At 64.0% G+C, this 14090-nt stretch carries 13 protein-coding genes; 6 read left to right on the top strand and 7 right to left on the bottom strand.

Features of this window, described 5'->3' with window-relative positions; genetic code table 11:
* Positions 1–162 precede the first annotated feature (162 nt).
* The 3 genes from rpiB to EJV47_RS15885 form a co-directional block, all read right to left on the bottom strand.
* Positions 163–597, bottom strand: coding sequence for a ribose 5-phosphate isomerase B (gene rpiB / locus EJV47_RS15895; protein ID WP_126694158.1), 435 nt, complete (start codon positions 595–597; stop codon positions 163–165).
* Between the two features lie 151 nt (positions 598–748).
* A complete protein-coding gene (gene tatC, locus EJV47_RS15890) occupies positions 749–1567 on the bottom strand; it encodes a twin-arginine translocase subunit TatC (RefSeq protein ID WP_126694330.1) in 819 nt (272 codons plus the stop codon).
* Between the two features lie 221 nt (positions 1568–1788).
* On the bottom strand, positions 1789–3084 hold the full coding sequence (locus EJV47_RS15885) for a serine hydroxymethyltransferase (RefSeq protein WP_126694157.1): 1296 nt from the start codon (positions 3082–3084) through the stop codon (positions 1789–1791).
* A gap of 274 nt (positions 3085–3358) precedes the next feature.
* On the opposite strand from EJV47_RS15885, the gene EJV47_RS15880 reads away from it, so the two are divergent.
* Positions 3359–4648 (top strand): tetratricopeptide repeat protein, encoded by a 1290-nt coding sequence (locus tag EJV47_RS15880; RefSeq protein ID WP_126694156.1) that lies wholly within the window; start codon positions 3359–3361, stop codon positions 4646–4648.
* A 504-nt stretch (positions 4649–5152) separates the two neighbouring features.
* Here the strand turns inward: EJV47_RS15880 and EJV47_RS15875 are convergent.
* From EJV47_RS15875 to EJV47_RS15860, 4 genes are all read right to left on the bottom strand, one after another.
* Positions 5153–7705: an autotransporter outer membrane beta-barrel domain-containing protein gene (locus tag EJV47_RS15875; RefSeq protein WP_126694155.1), complete on the bottom strand. Its 2553-nt coding sequence runs from the start codon at positions 7703–7705 to the stop codon at positions 5153–5155.
* Positions 7706–8214: 509 nt separating this feature from the next.
* A complete protein-coding gene (locus tag EJV47_RS15870; RefSeq protein WP_243651194.1) occupies positions 8215–8913 on the bottom strand; it encodes a metallophosphoesterase in 699 nt (232 codons plus the stop codon).
* Positions 8914–9100: 187 nt separating this feature from the next.
* Complete coding sequence (locus EJV47_RS15865) at positions 9101–9325, bottom strand: hypothetical protein (RefSeq protein ID WP_126694153.1); 225 nt, start codon at positions 9323–9325, stop codon at positions 9101–9103.
* 53 nt (positions 9326–9378) lie between these two features.
* A complete protein-coding gene (locus EJV47_RS15860; protein ID WP_126694152.1) occupies positions 9379–9975 on the bottom strand; it encodes a hypothetical protein in 597 nt (198 codons plus the stop codon).
* A gap of 135 nt (positions 9976–10110) precedes the next feature.
* Here EJV47_RS15860 and EJV47_RS15855 point away from each other — a divergent pair, with 135 nt between their 5' ends.
* The 5 genes from EJV47_RS15855 to lnt all read left to right on the top strand — a co-directional run bounded on the left by EJV47_RS15855 (position 10111) and on the right by lnt (position 14004).
* Complete coding sequence (locus EJV47_RS15855) at positions 10111–10704, top strand: NADAR family protein (RefSeq protein WP_126694151.1); 594 nt, start codon at positions 10111–10113, stop codon at positions 10702–10704.
* Between the two features lie 43 nt (positions 10705–10747).
* On the top strand, positions 10748–11095 hold the full coding sequence (locus EJV47_RS15850) for a hypothetical protein (protein ID WP_126694150.1): 348 nt from the start codon (positions 10748–10750) through the stop codon (positions 11093–11095).
* A gap of 46 nt (positions 11096–11141) precedes the next feature.
* The gene (locus EJV47_RS15845) at positions 11142–11402 is read left to right on the top strand and encodes a 4a-hydroxytetrahydrobiopterin dehydratase (RefSeq protein WP_126694149.1); all 261 of its coding nucleotides are present in this window, start codon (positions 11142–11144) and stop codon (positions 11400–11402) included.
* A 261-nt stretch (positions 11403–11663) separates the two neighbouring features.
* Entirely contained in the window at positions 11664–12365 is a 702-nt protein-coding gene (gene rsmI / locus EJV47_RS15840; RefSeq protein ID WP_126694148.1) for a 16S rRNA (cytidine(1402)-2'-O)-methyltransferase, read from the top strand.
* The gene (gene lnt / locus EJV47_RS15835; RefSeq protein ID WP_243651187.1) at positions 12313–14004 is read left to right on the top strand and encodes an apolipoprotein N-acyltransferase; all 1692 of its coding nucleotides are present in this window, start codon (positions 12313–12315) and stop codon (positions 14002–14004) included. Before rsmI ends, lnt begins: the two co-directional genes overlap by 53 nt.
* Positions 14005–14090 lie beyond the last annotated feature (86 nt).

Here is a 14090-nt window from a genome sequence, read left to right as displayed (position 1 = left end):
CTAAATGGCTGGTCGTTCTGGGCTTTTGCAGTGGTCAAATGGCTGGCTGGTATGCTGAATGGTCAAATGGTTAGATGGCTAAATGGTTGATTGTTCTTGAACGACCAGCCATTTGACCATCGAGCCATTTAGCCATTCAAAGAAAGCAGAACGACCAGCCATTTAACACGCATCAATCTTGCCGACGCGCGTCTGGTGGCGGCCGCCTTCGAAAGCGGTGGTCAGGAAGGTGTGGGCAATCTGCCGGGCGGCGTCCTCGCTCACGTAGCGGGCAGGCAGGCAGATGACGTTGGCGTTGTTGTGTTGCCGGGCCAGGGCGGCCAGCTCGGGCAGCCAGGCAATGGCGGCGCGCACGCCCTGGTGCTTGTTGGCGGTGATGCACACGCCGTTGGCCGAGCCGCAGATCAGGATGCCCTGCGCAAACTCGCCCCCGGCCACGGCCGCGGCCAGCGGGTGGGCAAAGTCCGGGTAGTCGGCCGATTCGGCGGAGTAAGTGCCGAAGTCCTTCACGTCGTAGCCCTGCTCGGTAAGCCAGGGCTTGAGCAGTTCCTTGTAAGCAAACCCGGCGTGGTCGGAGCCGATGGCGAGAGGAGTCATGGAGTTGAATGGTTAGAGTGTTAAACGGTCAAATGGCTGGTCGTTCTGCTTTCTTTGAATGGCTAAATGGCTCGATGGTCAAATGGCTGGTCGTTCAAGAACAATCAACCATTTAGCCATCTAACCATTTGACCATTCAGCCATTTGACAGTTAAGCAACGCCCTGGTTGTCGGCCAGCTCCTGGTTGAGGCGGCTGACATCCTTACGGCGCACGATGCGGGCAATGTGGATGCTTAGCTCGTAGAGCAGCAGAATGGGGATGGTGACGATGATCTGGGCCGACACATCGGGCGGGGTGATGACGGCCGCAACAATCAGAATGACCACAATGGCGTGCTTGCGGTAGAGCCGCATGATTTCGGGCGTCACCAGCCCGGCCTTGGCCAGGAAGAACACGATCATGGGCAGCTCGAACACGAACGCGCACGACAAAGTCATGGTGGTCAGGGTGCTGATGTAGCTCTGCAGGTCAATCTGGTTCTCGATGGAAGCATCCAGCTGGTACGAGGCCAGGAAGTTGATGCTCAGCGGCGCGGCAATGTAGTAGCCGAACAGCAGCCCCAGAATGAACAGCACCGACACGAAGAACACCGCCCCGCGGGAGTTGGCCCGCTCGTGCGGGTACAGGCCCGGCTTGATGAAGCGCCACAACTCCCAGAACAAGTAGGGAAAGCCCAGCACCAGCCCCACCACAAACGAGGAGCTGATGTGCATGGCCAGCTGCCCGCTCATCTGCCGGTTCTGCAGGTCGAAGGTGGGCTTGTCCATGTGCAGGCCCGCTGCGCCCATCCACTCGCCCGCGGCGTTGAACATGCGGTAGGTCCAGAAATCGGCCCGGGAAGGCCCCAGAATCAGGGTGCCGAACAGAAAGTCCTTGGCCAGAAACGCCGCCAGGGTGAAAATCACGATGGCAATGGCCGCCCGGATGATGTGCCAGCGCAGCGCCTCCAGGTGGTCGATAAAGGACATTTCAGCCCCCTCGGCCGCAGCCCGGTTCTGCTGAAATTTTTGAGTAGGAGACTCCAAAGGGAGGATGTGTTAAATGGTCAAATTGTCAAATGGCTAAATGGTTGGAGCCGGTCGACGGTTCAACCTTACGATAAAAGCTCACCGGAAGCTTGCCGCCCGACCAAATCTTCGTTGGTCAGCGCCCGAGCGACCAATCATTTAGCCATTTAACCATTCAGCCATTACCCCACGAACAACGGCCGCTCGCTCATCAGGGCGTTGACCTGCCGGCGCACCTCGCTGATGCGCGAGTCGTTGTCGTGGTGCATCAGGGTCTGGTCGATCAGGTCCACCACCGTGTCCATGTCGGCTTCCTTGAGGCCGCGGGTCGTCACGGCGGCCGAGCCGATGCGCATGCCCGAGGTGACGAAAGGCGACTTGTCGTCGAAGGGCACCATGTTCTTGTTGATGGTGATGTCGGCCTTGATGAGGGTGTTTTCGGCCAGCTTGCCGGTCAGCCCTTTGCTGCGCAGGTCGATGAGCATCAGGTGGTTGTCGGTGCCGCCCGAAATGATCTGGTAGCCGCGGTCCACGAAGCCCTTGGCCAGCGCCTGGGCGTTCTTGATGATCTGGCGGGTGTACTCGGCGTAGTTGTCGGTCAGCGCCTCGCCGAAGGCCACGGCCTTGGCGCCGATGACGTGCTCCAGCGGCCCGCCCTGGGTGCCGGGGAACACCGCCCCGTCGAGCACCGACGACATCGGCCGGATTTCGCCCTTGGGCGTTTTCAGGCCCAGCGGGTTGTCGAAGTCGCGGCCCAGCATGATGAGGCCGCCGCGGGGGCCGCGCAGGGTTTTGTGGGTGGTCGTCGTCACGATGTGGCAGTGCTCAAACGGGTTGTTGAGCAGGCCCTTGGCAATGAGGCCAGCCGGGTGCGAAATGTCGGCCAGCAGCAGGGCGCCCACCTCGTCGGCGGCTTCGCGCAGGGCTTGGTAGTTCCAGTCGCGGGAGTAGGCCGAGGCGCCGCAGATGATGAGCTTGGGCTGCTCGCGGCGGGCGGTTTCCTTCACCTTCTCCCAGTCGATGAGGCCGGTTTCGCGCTCCACGCCGTAGAACGAGGGCACGTACAGCTTGCCCGAGAAGTTCACCGGGGAGCCGTGCGTGAGGTGGCCGCCGTGGCTCAGGTCGAAGCCGAGGATTTTGTCGCCGGGCTTGATGATGCCCAGCATCACGGCCGCGTTGGCCTGGGCGCCGGAGTGCGGCTGCACGTTGGCCCACTCCACGCCAAACAGCTCCTTCACCCGGTCGATGGCCAGCTGCTCGATCTGGTCGACGATTTCGCAGCCGCCGTAGTAGCGCTTGCCGGGCAGGCCCTCGGCGTATTTATTGGTCAGGATGGAGCCCTGCGCCTGCATCACCTGCTCCGACACAAAGTTTTCCGAAGCAATGAGTTCCAGGCCGTGGGTCTGACGTTCCTTCTCCTGGCGGATCAGGTCAAACACAACGGTGTCGGGGGCGAGGGTACGGGTCGTGGTTTCCATGCGCCAAAGGTAGGCAGCGGGGAATGAGGAAGGAAGAAGGAATAAAGAGGAAAGCCAAACGCAGGCCGTCATGTCTCGACTTCGCGCTTTGCCTGACGCGCTGGAAACCGAAGCCTGCGGCCGACTTTGTACCTTACCGGCTAACCGTAAGCCCGTCCGCGCCGTTATGACGCCGGACCCGCCGCATCCCGGGCTGGCAATGAGCCTTGTTCATTGGCTACGCCTTCCCGCGGCTGCTCATTGATAATTGTTCATTGCTTCTCTGCCTCCCGCCGTGAGTAACCACCTGTCGGAACAACTGGCCCGCCTGCGCACCGGCGTGCTGACGCCCCTCACCGATTTCTACGCGCAGCAGCGCGACGTTTTCGGCCGCTGGGCGCGGCGGCAGTTTGGCACCCCGCCCGAGCAGGCCCACGCCGTGCTGCGCGAGCTGCTGCTGGCTTTTTACGACGAGGCCAACGACGGCCGCCTCGGCCGCTGGCCCGCCGACCTGAAGGCCCACCTCTACGGGGCCGCCCGCCAGCAGCTCACCGCCCGGGCCACCAACTCGCCCCTGCCCGACGAGGCCCCGCTGCCCGCCCCCGAAGCCGCCCGCCGCCAGCTGGTGCAGCGCACCCTGCTGCAGCTGCCCGCCGACAACCAGCTGGTGCTCCACCAGTTCTACTTCCGCGGCTCCAACTTCGAGACGCTGGCCGGCAAGCTGGGCTACCCCAACGCGGCTGTGGCCCGGCGCCAGAAATCCGACGCCCTGCGCAAGCTCTACGAGGCCCTGAACCGCGCCGGGGCCGGCGGCACGGCCGAGCTGCTGGCCCACCTGCCCGAAGTGGAGCGCGCCTCCGACGCGGTCATGAGCGAAGCCGAGCAGGACGAGTTCGACGCCCAGCTGCTCGTCGACGGGGAGCTACGGCAGGCCTGCCTGGCCTACGAGCAGTACGCCGCCGACCTGCGCTGGGCCGCCGGCCGCGAAAACCTGCGCCTGCGCCTCGAGTCCTTAGACCGGCGCGTGGCCCAGCGCACGGCCGCCATGCAGCGCATCCGGCAGCGCGTGCGGCAGCGGCAGATACGTTTCGGCCTTATCGGGGCCGGGTTGCTGGCTTTGCTGATTGCGGCCCTGGTGGTATTCTGGCCGAAGCGCCCCGCCCCCGAGCGCGCCTGGCGCGACTACGACGTGAATGACCCCGGCCTGCCCACCAACGTCACCGACGGCCGCCCCCTGCTCACCCAGAGCATGAACCTGTACCGCCAGGGCAGCTACCCCGCCGCCCTGCACACCCTGCGCCGCCTGCCCACCACCGCCCTCGGCCAGGACACGTTCCTGTACTACAACGGCCTCATCCTGCTACGCCAGGAAAAGCCCGAGTACGCCGAAAGCTACTTTGAGCGCGTCAGCCGCCTGCCCGACTCCGAGCTGGCCGGCCGGGCCCGCTTCTTCCTCGGCCTCACCTACTGGCAGCAGGACAAGCTGAAAGAAGCCCGCACTACCCTGCAGCAAGCTGCCCAGGACGCCGGCAACCCCCACCGCGCCACCGCCCAGCGCGCCCTGCAAAGCAACGGCCTACGCTGATCCTACAGGGGGCAGCTGCTGAACCTGTGCCCGTAGGCCCGCGCCACAGCGCGGGCGTCGTTGCTTTGGTGCTACTCCACACCTCAATACCACTCGTCGGCATCCGCGAAGGGCACGTCAGCATCAAATTATTGCTGGTCAGTGTAAGCTAACAAGTGGTCAGTGTCTAGTTATAGCACGGCAGCAGCTTCTAAACAACGGGCAGCTCCGATTTGCAGGTAGGCAGGTGTGGTTTGATGCCCGGCAGCGCGGTCTAAGCACTGGGCAGCGCGCGTTTGATGCACGGCAGATATGGTTTGATGGTGAGCAGATGAGGGTTGATGCCCGGCAGCACGCCTTGGTCGATACTCCCAAAACAACAAACCCGTCCGGAGCGGCAGATGCCCCGGACGGGTTTCCCTTCCAACCAACCCTGAAAGCTGTAAATGACCGGTATGGGCCGCTGCTGGTCGACTGTTTTCCCTAACCGTGGCCCGCAAGCGGGCCGCATACCGGCCATTCAGACTATTTGCGCACCACGCGCTGCTGGTAGCGCTGCCCATCCACCGAGGCGGTGAGCAGGTAATTGCCGGCCGGGCACTGCGGGGCCACCCGCAGACGGGCCGGACCAGCCATTACTTCCTGCTGCTGCGTCCACACCACGCGGCCCAGCGCGTCGGTCAGCGTCAGCACGGCGTTGCCGGTGCCCGGGGCCACCAGCTCCACCTCGAAGCTCTGGTCGAAGGCCGTGGGGAAGGCCGCCAGCGAGGGGCGGCTGTCGAAGCTCACCGTGCGCGGGCCGTAGTAGGTTTCCTTGCCGTCGAGGTCTACTTGGCGCAGACGGTAGTAACGCAGGCCCTGCTTGCCGCTCTCCGCGTCCACGTAGCGGTAGTTGCGGGCCGCCGTCGACTGGCCCGCCGCGCTGCTCACGAAAGCCAGCGGCCGGAAGCTGCGCCCGTCGGCCGATACTTCCACCGCGAAGCCATGGTTGTTCTGCTCCTGGGCCGTGGTCCAGGTCAGCACCGCCGTTTGCTGCTGGCGCTGGGCCCGAAAGGCCGTCAGGCCCACCGGCAGCGGAGCGTTCAGCTCGCCCAGGGTCCAGCGCGAGAAGCCGTCGACGCCCGTCAGCACCGCGAAGCCGCTGCCGGCGCTGCTCACCCCGCGCGGCTGCCAGGTGCTGCCGTTGTCCGCGGATTTAAAGAAGCGCAAATCGGCGGCGGCCAGACCGTTCAGCTCCCCGGCTAGGTAGTCCAGGCGCATGTCCACGTTCAGCCCGCTGGTCACCGGCGCCGTGATGTCGAAGTAGCGTTTGATGGCCGGCGTGCCGTTGATGGTGGCGGCCGTGCCGGTGGTGCGTATTACCGTGGTCGGGCCCGGCAGCAGGGAGCCGGCGGCCGGGGTCAGCGTCAGGCCCACATTGCCGAAGATTTCGGGCGTGCCGGCCCGGGGCGTGCGGCGGGCTTCCACCCGGCCCAGCACGTAGCTGGCGGCCGTTTCCGTCAGCAGGGCGTCGGCGTTGAGGCGGATTTTGTTCAGAGGGCCGGTGTCCAGAATGCCGCCGTTCATCACCAGGTTGTTGGCCAGGATAAGGTCGTCGGCCAGGGTTTTCACGCCCGCGCCGCGCACTTCCAGGTTGTAGTACAGCCCGCCGCTGACCAGCTGCGGCCCGGTGCCCGTCAGCAGCACGCCGCCGGTGGTGCAGCTGAACACGCCGGTGTTGTTCATGTTGCCCTTCACCTCCAGGTTGCCCAGCGTTTGGGCGAAGGCGCCGGTATTGGTAAAGTCGCCGTTGACCACAATGTCGCCGCCGGTGTGGTTGAGCGTGCCCTGAATGGTGAGGTTGCCCGTCACCACCGTCTGCCCGCTCTGAATCGACATGACCTGCCCGGGCGCCACCGTGAAGCTGCTGAGCACCGTCTGCGCCTGCGACACCAGCGCGTTGACGCCGTCGGTGCCGTTGTTGGTCACGCCGGTGATGCTGTTGGCCGTCAGCTCGCTGCGGCCGCTGGTCATCAGCAGGGCCTGGAAAGCCTGGTTGCTGGGCTGCGAGAGACTGATGTTGCGCACCACGTTGTTTTCCACCACGTTGGCCGCCGAGCCGCTGGCCGTGCCGCAGCTCACCTCGATGCCCTTAAAGTCCTGGGCGCCGGCATTTACCCAGGTAGCGCCCCCCGCCAGCGGGGCCGTCCCGCCGATATAATTGCCGCTGACCGAGTTGTTGTCGGAAGCGGCGCCGGGCAGGAAGCTGATGGCCGTCTGGGCCGTGGTGGGGGCGGTGCCGAGGGCATAGTAGAAGCTGTTGTCGCGAATCAGCCACCCGTCGCCGTTGCCGCTGCTCACCTTCACGCCGCACTGGGCATAGTTCACCAGCTCGTTGCCGGCCACGGCCACCCGGTCGTTGGCCGCGGCGCCGTTGCCGGGCGCGGCGTACACCAAGTTGGCCGGCAGCTGCCCGCCGCTGGCATTGCCGATAAAGTTGCCCATCAGCGTATTGTCGTCGTTGCCCGTTAGCGCGCCGCCGTCGAGTTCCACCACCCCGCCGCTGAGCGAGGCGTTGTTTCCGAGCAGGCGGGCGTCGCGGACGGTGATGTGGTGGGCGTCGTCGGTGAGGGCCACGGCGGGCTGGGCCGTGCTGGCCTGCTGCACCGTCAGTTGCCGGGAAGCGTTGCCGTTGTGCCCGCTCAGCGTTACGTAGCGTGCCCCGCCCCCAAAGGTGACGGTGCCGCGGATGACAATGCCGGTGGCGCCGGCTTCGGGCCTGATGGTGAGTGGGTTGGCGGCGCTAGCCAGGCGCGTAATCAGGACGTCTTCCTCAAAGGTGCTGCCGCTGGTGAGGTGCAGCTCGTAGGGCGCGTTCAGGGTAGCCGGCACCGCGTTCAGGGCCAGCGTCAATGTGGCGTAGGAGCCGCCGGCGCCCACGCGCAGCACCACCGGGGCCTGAGCCTGGGCGCGCTGCACCAGCAGCAGGGTGAGGGCCGAGAGCAGCAGCAGCCACATGGCCAAGGAAGCCTGGCGCCGCGTGACCGAAATCGGCCGCTCGGCAGGGGTTGAATTCGGGGAAAGTAAAGTTTGTTTCATGGCGCAGAAAGGCAGCAGGCTAGGGTCAATCAGGGCAAGGGAGTGGCCGTCAGCCCGCCCAAAGGCGCTGAAAACGGCTCAATCAAGCAGCTAACAGGGGCTTGATTACCAGGAAAAGCAGGGGAGAAGTAGTCAGTCAGCCATAGGCAGGAATCAAAAAAATGACATTAAGCCGCTGCCACGCTCACATGACAGCCAATGTCACTAACCAAATATAAAGGACCATTTTGGGAATCCTACCGCAGACCTCTATTTTTTTAACTGTTTTGTATTATCAAGCAAACAAAGTCTTTTTAAATCATCACTAAAATACTTTATTTCAAATACTTACAACATAAAAAGTCACAAAAGGCTTTTAAATTAATTTGGCTCATATCAAGAACACATGATACATGTAGCAACATTATAATAATATAACTATTCCATTTGTAAGCAATTTGTATTTTGCATCAAGGCTTAGCATATCACAAAAACCGACCGATGGCACCGTTGAATAATCATATCCTGCTCTAGCGTTTGCCAATAGGATAGCCCGGTTCGATGTTTTCCTGTAGGGTTAGTTCCCAGGTATCCAGGTTCAGGGCGGCTAGGTGGCGTAGCTCGGGGTTGTGGCGGTACACGCAGCCAGTGTCCAAATCGACGGCCCCGCTGCGCTGCTCCAGCTGCTGGCGCAGGTGCTCCACGGGCTTGGGGTTATGGCCGTGCAACAGGCGCTTGCCGTGCAGGCGCGAAGCATCGAAGGTGAAGTCCTTGATGTTGAGCATGGAATGCCGGTGCTGGCGCATTTCGTCGGGCGGCAGCCGGAAATCAAACCCGGCGTGGACGAGTACAAAGTCCGCCAGTTCCACTGACAGGGGCAGGCCTTCGAGCCAGCGCAAATAGACCTCGGGAATATCCTCGGTGCGCGTTACTCCAAAGCTGCCCAGCGTCATATTGTGGTCGGCGGCGGAAGTCCAGCTGGCCAGGGGGCGCTGGCCGCGGGCGGCTTCCAGCAGCTCCAAATCGTGGTTGCCGAGCAGGCAGTGCAGCTGGTAGCCCTCGGCCTGCAGGCGCATGATGTAGTCGAGCACGCCGCGGGTGTCGGGGCCTTTGTTGACGTAGTCACCGAGCAGGTAAAGGGTGTCGGTGCGGCCGAGCTTGAGCTTGTCTTCCACCAGCTGGCGAAAGGAGTGCAGGCAGCCGTGGAGGTCGGTGGTGGCGTAACGCATCACGGATTGGGACGGATTTTTAGGATGACACGGATTTTAGCTTCGCTCTCCTCCGGTTGTGGACGGTTACGCCGGCACATCAGTGCTCGTGGGGCTCGACGTGATGAGCTTTTCGCTTTCTATCAAACCGCCCACAACAAAAAAGCACCGCCTAGTCTGGGCGGTGCTTTTTTGATTATCGGGCCGATTAGTGGCCGCCGCCGTAGCTAGGCTTGTCCAGCTCGGGCTTGTCGAGGTTGCGGTTGGGGTGGCGCTGGGGCGCGTCCTGGGCTTCCTGTTCGAGGCGGTCCTCGGTTTGCTCATCCCGGTCGTTTACGGGCAGCTGGCCGGCAGCGCGGGGCTGCTCGGCGGCGGCGGGGCCGCCTTTGTTTTCCTTGGACTGGTGGTTGGTATTATTGCTTTTGTAAGGCATGGCAGTGGTGTTTTGGGTGGTTGTGGTAAATAGCCAGCCGCTTCGAGCCGGGGCTAGAAGCCTTTGGCAATGCCCGATTCCTGGGCATCGGGGTCGGTAAGGTCGGCGTTGGTATCGGGGCGGGCGTCGGAGGCCTTGGAGTTGTAGTCGATGGCGCCGCCGGCGGAGGCACTACGGCCCCGGTCGGCGCCGCTACGGCCCGAGCCGGCATCGTCTTCGTCGTCGCCGAAGCTGTTGCGGCGGTCCACCGCATCGAGGTCGTCCTCGTCGGTGAGGTCTTCGCCGGCGTTGCGGGCGCGGCGCGAGTCGCCCTCGATTTCGTCGATGGCGTCGGGCAGGCGGCGCGTATCGAGCACGTCGGGGGTCGGCATGTCCTCGTTGGGCACCACGGGGCGGCCTTCATCGTCGCCGCGCATGTTGTCGGCGGGGTGGCCGGGCTTGTCGGCGTCTTCGTTTACCGAAACGGCCGAAATACCGTCGGAGGAGTCGGTGCCGAAGCCCTGCTTACCGTCGCGGTTGCCGAAGCCGCCGCGGGCATCTTCATTTTTGGGCGGATCGGCCCCGGGGATGATGTGGCCAGCCCGCAGTTCTTCGTCGGTCGTATCGTTGGGAATTTCCCGCACGGGACGGTTTTTGGGGTCGATAGACATGGGAGTAAGAGCGGTGTTTGGGTTCTTGGGAGGAGGAAGGTCGTTTTGAAAAGGTGTACTCCACCGGCCGGGTTTGGGTTGCCAATTCGCTCCGGCTGCGTATGTTGAGGCGTTGTCAGCCTGTGTTACCGCCCTATGGACCACGAATACCTTGCCGCCGATATCTACGACCTCGACACCCTGCAGCGGCACCTAGCCGCCGGGCACCAGGCCAAGTACCTGTTTTTCTGGGGTCATACGCCCGCCCCGAAGGCCACCGAAGTGGGTAAGGAATGCCTGAGCCAGTGGTATCCGGCGCCTTTCGAGGTGGAGGGCCTGCGCTACCCCACGGCCGAGCACTACATGATGGCCGAAAAAGCCCGCCTGTTCGGCGACGAGCAAAACCGGCAGGCCATCATTCAGGCCACCCACCCCGATCAGGCCAAGAAATACGGCCGGCAGGTGCGGGGCTTCGACGCGGAGCGGTGGGAGGCGGCCCGCTTCGGCATCGTGGTGCGCGGCAACGAAGCCAAGTTCGGGCAGCACCCAGCGCTACGGGAGTTCCTGCTCGGCACCGACGTGCGGGTGCTGGTGGAGGCCAGCCCCGTCGACGCCATCTGGGGCATCGGGCTGGCGCAGAACGATGCGCGGGCCCTGAACCCGGCCGCCTGGCGCGGGCTGAACCTGCTGGGCTTCGCCCTGATGGAAGTGCGGGCGCGGCTGCAAGCCGCCCACCCAGGCCCGCGTTAGGTTGTCCGACCGTTAGTCGACTCTGACGCTAAGCCCCCGATAGATGTGGTTTTTCTTTCTGCTGCTGCTGGCCGGCCTTGTCATTGCAGGCATCCTTTCCCCGCTGATAATGGCCGTGTTCGTTTCCTCGAAATACCGGCTCACGGTGGCGCAGCGGGCGGGTTTGTGGACGGGCGCGGCAGTCTTGGCCCTGGTGTTTATGCAGCCCGGGCTGTCGGCCATCTGGCTGCTGCCGGACGAGCTGCTCGGCAACTGGAACGACCCGGAATGGGGCGGCAGCTACATGGTCGCCACGCTGTTTGGCAATGCGCTGGCCCACGGCCTCGTGGTTGGCCTGCTGGCGGCCTGCGGCGTCGGCTGGTGGCGGCGCCGCAAGCCGCGTATTTCGTAGCTTGGCCGAGGCCTTTTTCGGCGTCTCAACTCTGCTTCCAACCCTTATGTGGACTGAAACTGACAACTCCCTGCGCCGCACCTTCCGCTTCAAGGACTTCCAGACGGCCTTCAGCTTCATGACCGACGTGGCCGAGGAAGCCGAGTACCAGGACCACCACCCCTGGTGGGCCAACGAGTACAACACCGTGGAATTCCGCCTGCGCACCCACGACGCGGGCAACACCGTGACCAAGCGCGACCATAAGCTGGCCGAGGCCATCGACAAGCTGGCCGCCGAGTACGGCGGCGAGGAAGTGGCGGCCTAGCTTTCGGCGGGCGGCGCGGGTGTTTCTAGCTCGCCGCGGAAACGTGGAGGGCGCCGAGCACGGGAGGAGTTTTGCCTTTCTTTAGAGGTATTTTGAACTCTGTTGGTTTTGGCTTCTGCTGGTTGAACCGTTGTGCCTCGGGAGGAAGGATTGACGCCGCTTGATGCGCGGAATGTCGTGCCTCCTCGCAATGACAGCAGGCTGAACCGTCCCTGCGTCCGTTCCTGTATCCGTCACCATCTGCGGTCTACCTTTGTCCTTATGCAGCCCACCGACCAGCCCACCCCGACTGCCCTATACCTCGTGCCCACGCCCATCGGCAACCTGGAGGACATCACCCTGCGTGCCATCCGCATCCTGGGTGAGGTCGACGTGGTGCTGGCCGAGGACACGCGCACCAGCGGCCGGCTGCTGCAGCACCTGAACCTGAAAAAGCCCATGCTCAGCTACCACCTGCACAACGAGCACCAGACGGTGCAGCGGGTGCTCGACCGGCTGGAAAAGGGCGAACAAATGGCCCTGGTGTCGGATGCGGGCACGCCGGGAATTTCCGACCCGGGCTTCCTGTTGGTACGTGAGGCGCTGGCCCGCGGGCTGAAAGTGGAATGCCTGCCCGGCGCCACGGCCTTCGTGCCGGCCCTGCTCAAGTCGGGCTTCGGGGCCGAGCGGTTTACGTTTGAAGGATTTCTGCCGGTGAAGAAAGGCCGGCAGACGCGCCTGCGGGAACTGGCCGAGGAAACCCGAACCATGATTTTCTACGAGTCGCCGCACCGCATTGTGAAGACGCTGGAGCAGCTGGCCGAGACGCTGGGCCCTGAGCGGCCGGCTTCGGTGAGCCGGGAGCTGACCAAACTATTCGAAGAAACGGTAACCGACACGCTGGCCGCGCTGGCCGCCGAGTTTGGGCGCCGTGCCACCATCAAAGGAGAAATTGTCATTGTCGTTCAAGGACTTCGCGAATAAACCCTGGCTGCTGACGCTGCTGGGGCCCCTGCTGCTGTGGGCCGGCTGGCCGGTGCACCCGGCCCCCGCCCCGCTGCTGCTGCTCGTCGGGCTGGTGCCGCTGCTGCGGCTGGCCCAAGTGCTGCGCGCCCAGGGCGCCACGGGCCGCCGCTTCTGGCGCTGGACCTACCTGTACCTGCTGCTCTGGAACGTGCTGACCACCTACTGGGTGGGCTACAGCACGGTGGGCGGCGGCATTGCGGCCAACGTGCTGAACGCGGCCCTGCAGAGCCTGCCGCTGGTGGCCTTCTGGCACACGCGCTGCCGGGCCGGCCGGGCCGTGGGCTACCTCTCGTTCGTGGTGTACTGGCTGGCCTTCGAGCAGCTGCACCTGACCTGGGACCTGTCGTGGCCCTGGCTGACCTTGGGCAACGGCTTCGCGGCGGTGCCGGGCTGGGTGCAGTGGTACGAGTACACCGGGCAGCTCGGCGGCTCCTTGTGGGTGCTGCTGGCCAACCTGGCCGTGTTCCGGGCCTTGTTTGGCAACGAGCCGTTGCCTGACAGGGCCGCCGCAACGAACAACGAACAACAAAAAACAAACAACGAAACACTGACCCGCTGGCTGCCCGCCGTGCTGGCCGTGGCGCTGCCGCTGCTCTTGTCCTTCGTTATCAATAGCCGCTGGCAGGAAAAAGGCCCGGCCGCCGAGGTGGTGGTGGTGCAGCCCAACGTCGACCCCTTCGAGGAAAAGTTTGCGGGCGGGGCGCGCTACATCACGCCCGAGGCCCAGCGGGAGCGGATGATTCGGCTGACGGAGCAGACCGTCACGCCGCAGACCCGGCTGGTGCTCTGGCCCGAAACTTCGCTGGAAGAATACCACTGGGAACATTCTCTGGACGCCAGCCCCGACGTGCAGCGCATCCGGCAGCTGCTCAGCAGCCACCCCGGCCTGCGCCTGATTTCGGGCATGACCTCGGTGGGCACCTACCCCTCGAAGGAGCAGGCCTCCAAGACGGCCCGCCACCGCGACGACGTGGGCTACTACGACGTGTACAACGCCGCCCTGCACGTGGACGGCGCCACCGGCCCGACGCAGGTGTACCACAAATCGAAGCTGGTGCCGGGCGTGGAAAAGGTGCCGAGCTGGCTGGAAGCGGCCCTGGGTACCATCAACCTCGGCGGCGTGGTGGGCTCCTACGGCAGCCAGGAGCAGCGCACGGTGTTTCGCAGCCGCACGGCCACGCCCGCCGACTCCGCCCTGCGCGTGGCGCCGGTTATCTGCTACGAGTCCATCTACTCCGACTACGTGAGCGAGTACGTGCGCCGCGGGGCCACACTCATCGGCATTATCACCAACGACGGCTGGTGGTCCGATTCGCCCGGCTACCAGCAGCACCTGACCTACGGCCGTCTGCGCGCCATCGAAACCCGCCGCGACATTGCCCGCTCGGCCAACACCGGCGTGTCGGCCTTCATCAACCAGCGCGGCGACATCGTGCAGCAGACGGGCTGGTGGGTGCAGGCCGCCTCGCGCTACACCGTGCACCTCAACGACGAGCTGACCTTCTACACCCGCCACGGCGAACTGCTGGGCTACGCCGCGCAGGTGCTAGCGGTGCTGCTGCTGGCGTGGGTGCTGCTGCACCGCTTTGTAAAATGACTTTTTTCCTTCTGTCATCCTGAGCGCAGCGAAGGACCTTATTACGTCAGCTAGTAATCTATCTAAACATAACAAAGTCCTTCGCT

Source organism: Hymenobacter gummosus (genome assembly GCF_003970915.1).
Classification (GTDB): domain Bacteria; phylum Bacteroidota; class Bacteroidia; order Cytophagales; family Hymenobacteraceae; genus Solirubrum; species Solirubrum gummosum.
This window is presented reverse-complemented; position numbering and strand designations above follow the sequence as displayed.

What these genes read in the sequence shown, in the direction of transcription:
- rpiB (WP_126694158.1), bottom strand. Translation starts at nt 597, where the DNA reads ATGACTCCTCTCGCCATCGGCTCCGACCACGCCGGGTTTGCTTACAAG.
- tatC (WP_126694330.1), bottom strand. Translation starts at nt 1,567, where the DNA reads ATGTCCTTTATCGACCACCTGGAGGCGCTGCGCTGGCACATCATCCGG.
- EJV47_RS15885 (WP_126694157.1), bottom strand. Translation starts at nt 3,084, where the DNA reads ATGGAAACCACGACCCGTACCCTCGCCCCCGACACCGTTGTGTTTGAC.
- EJV47_RS15875 (WP_126694155.1), bottom strand. Translation starts at nt 7,705, where the DNA reads ATGAAACAAACTTTACTTTCCCCGAATTCAACCCCTGCCGAGCGGCCG.
- EJV47_RS15870 (WP_243651194.1), bottom strand. Translation starts at nt 8,913, where the DNA reads ATGCGTTACGCCACCACCGACCTCCACGGCTGCCTGCACTCCTTTCGC.
- EJV47_RS15865 (WP_126694153.1), bottom strand. Translation starts at nt 9,325, where the DNA reads ATGCCTTACAAAAGCAATAATACCAACCACCAGTCCAAGGAAAACAAA.
- EJV47_RS15860 (WP_126694152.1), bottom strand. Translation starts at nt 9,975, where the DNA reads ATGTCTATCGACCCCAAAAACCGTCCCGTGCGGGAAATTCCCAACGAT.
- EJV47_RS15855 (WP_126694151.1), top strand. Translation starts at nt 10,111, where the DNA reads ATGGACCACGAATACCTTGCCGCCGATATCTACGACCTCGACACCCTG.
- EJV47_RS15850 (WP_126694150.1), top strand. Translation starts at nt 10,748, where the DNA reads ATGTGGTTTTTCTTTCTGCTGCTGCTGGCCGGCCTTGTCATTGCAGGC.
- EJV47_RS15845 (WP_126694149.1), top strand. Translation starts at nt 11,142, where the DNA reads ATGTGGACTGAAACTGACAACTCCCTGCGCCGCACCTTCCGCTTCAAG.
- rsmI (WP_126694148.1), top strand. Translation starts at nt 11,664, where the DNA reads ATGCAGCCCACCGACCAGCCCACCCCGACTGCCCTATACCTCGTGCCC.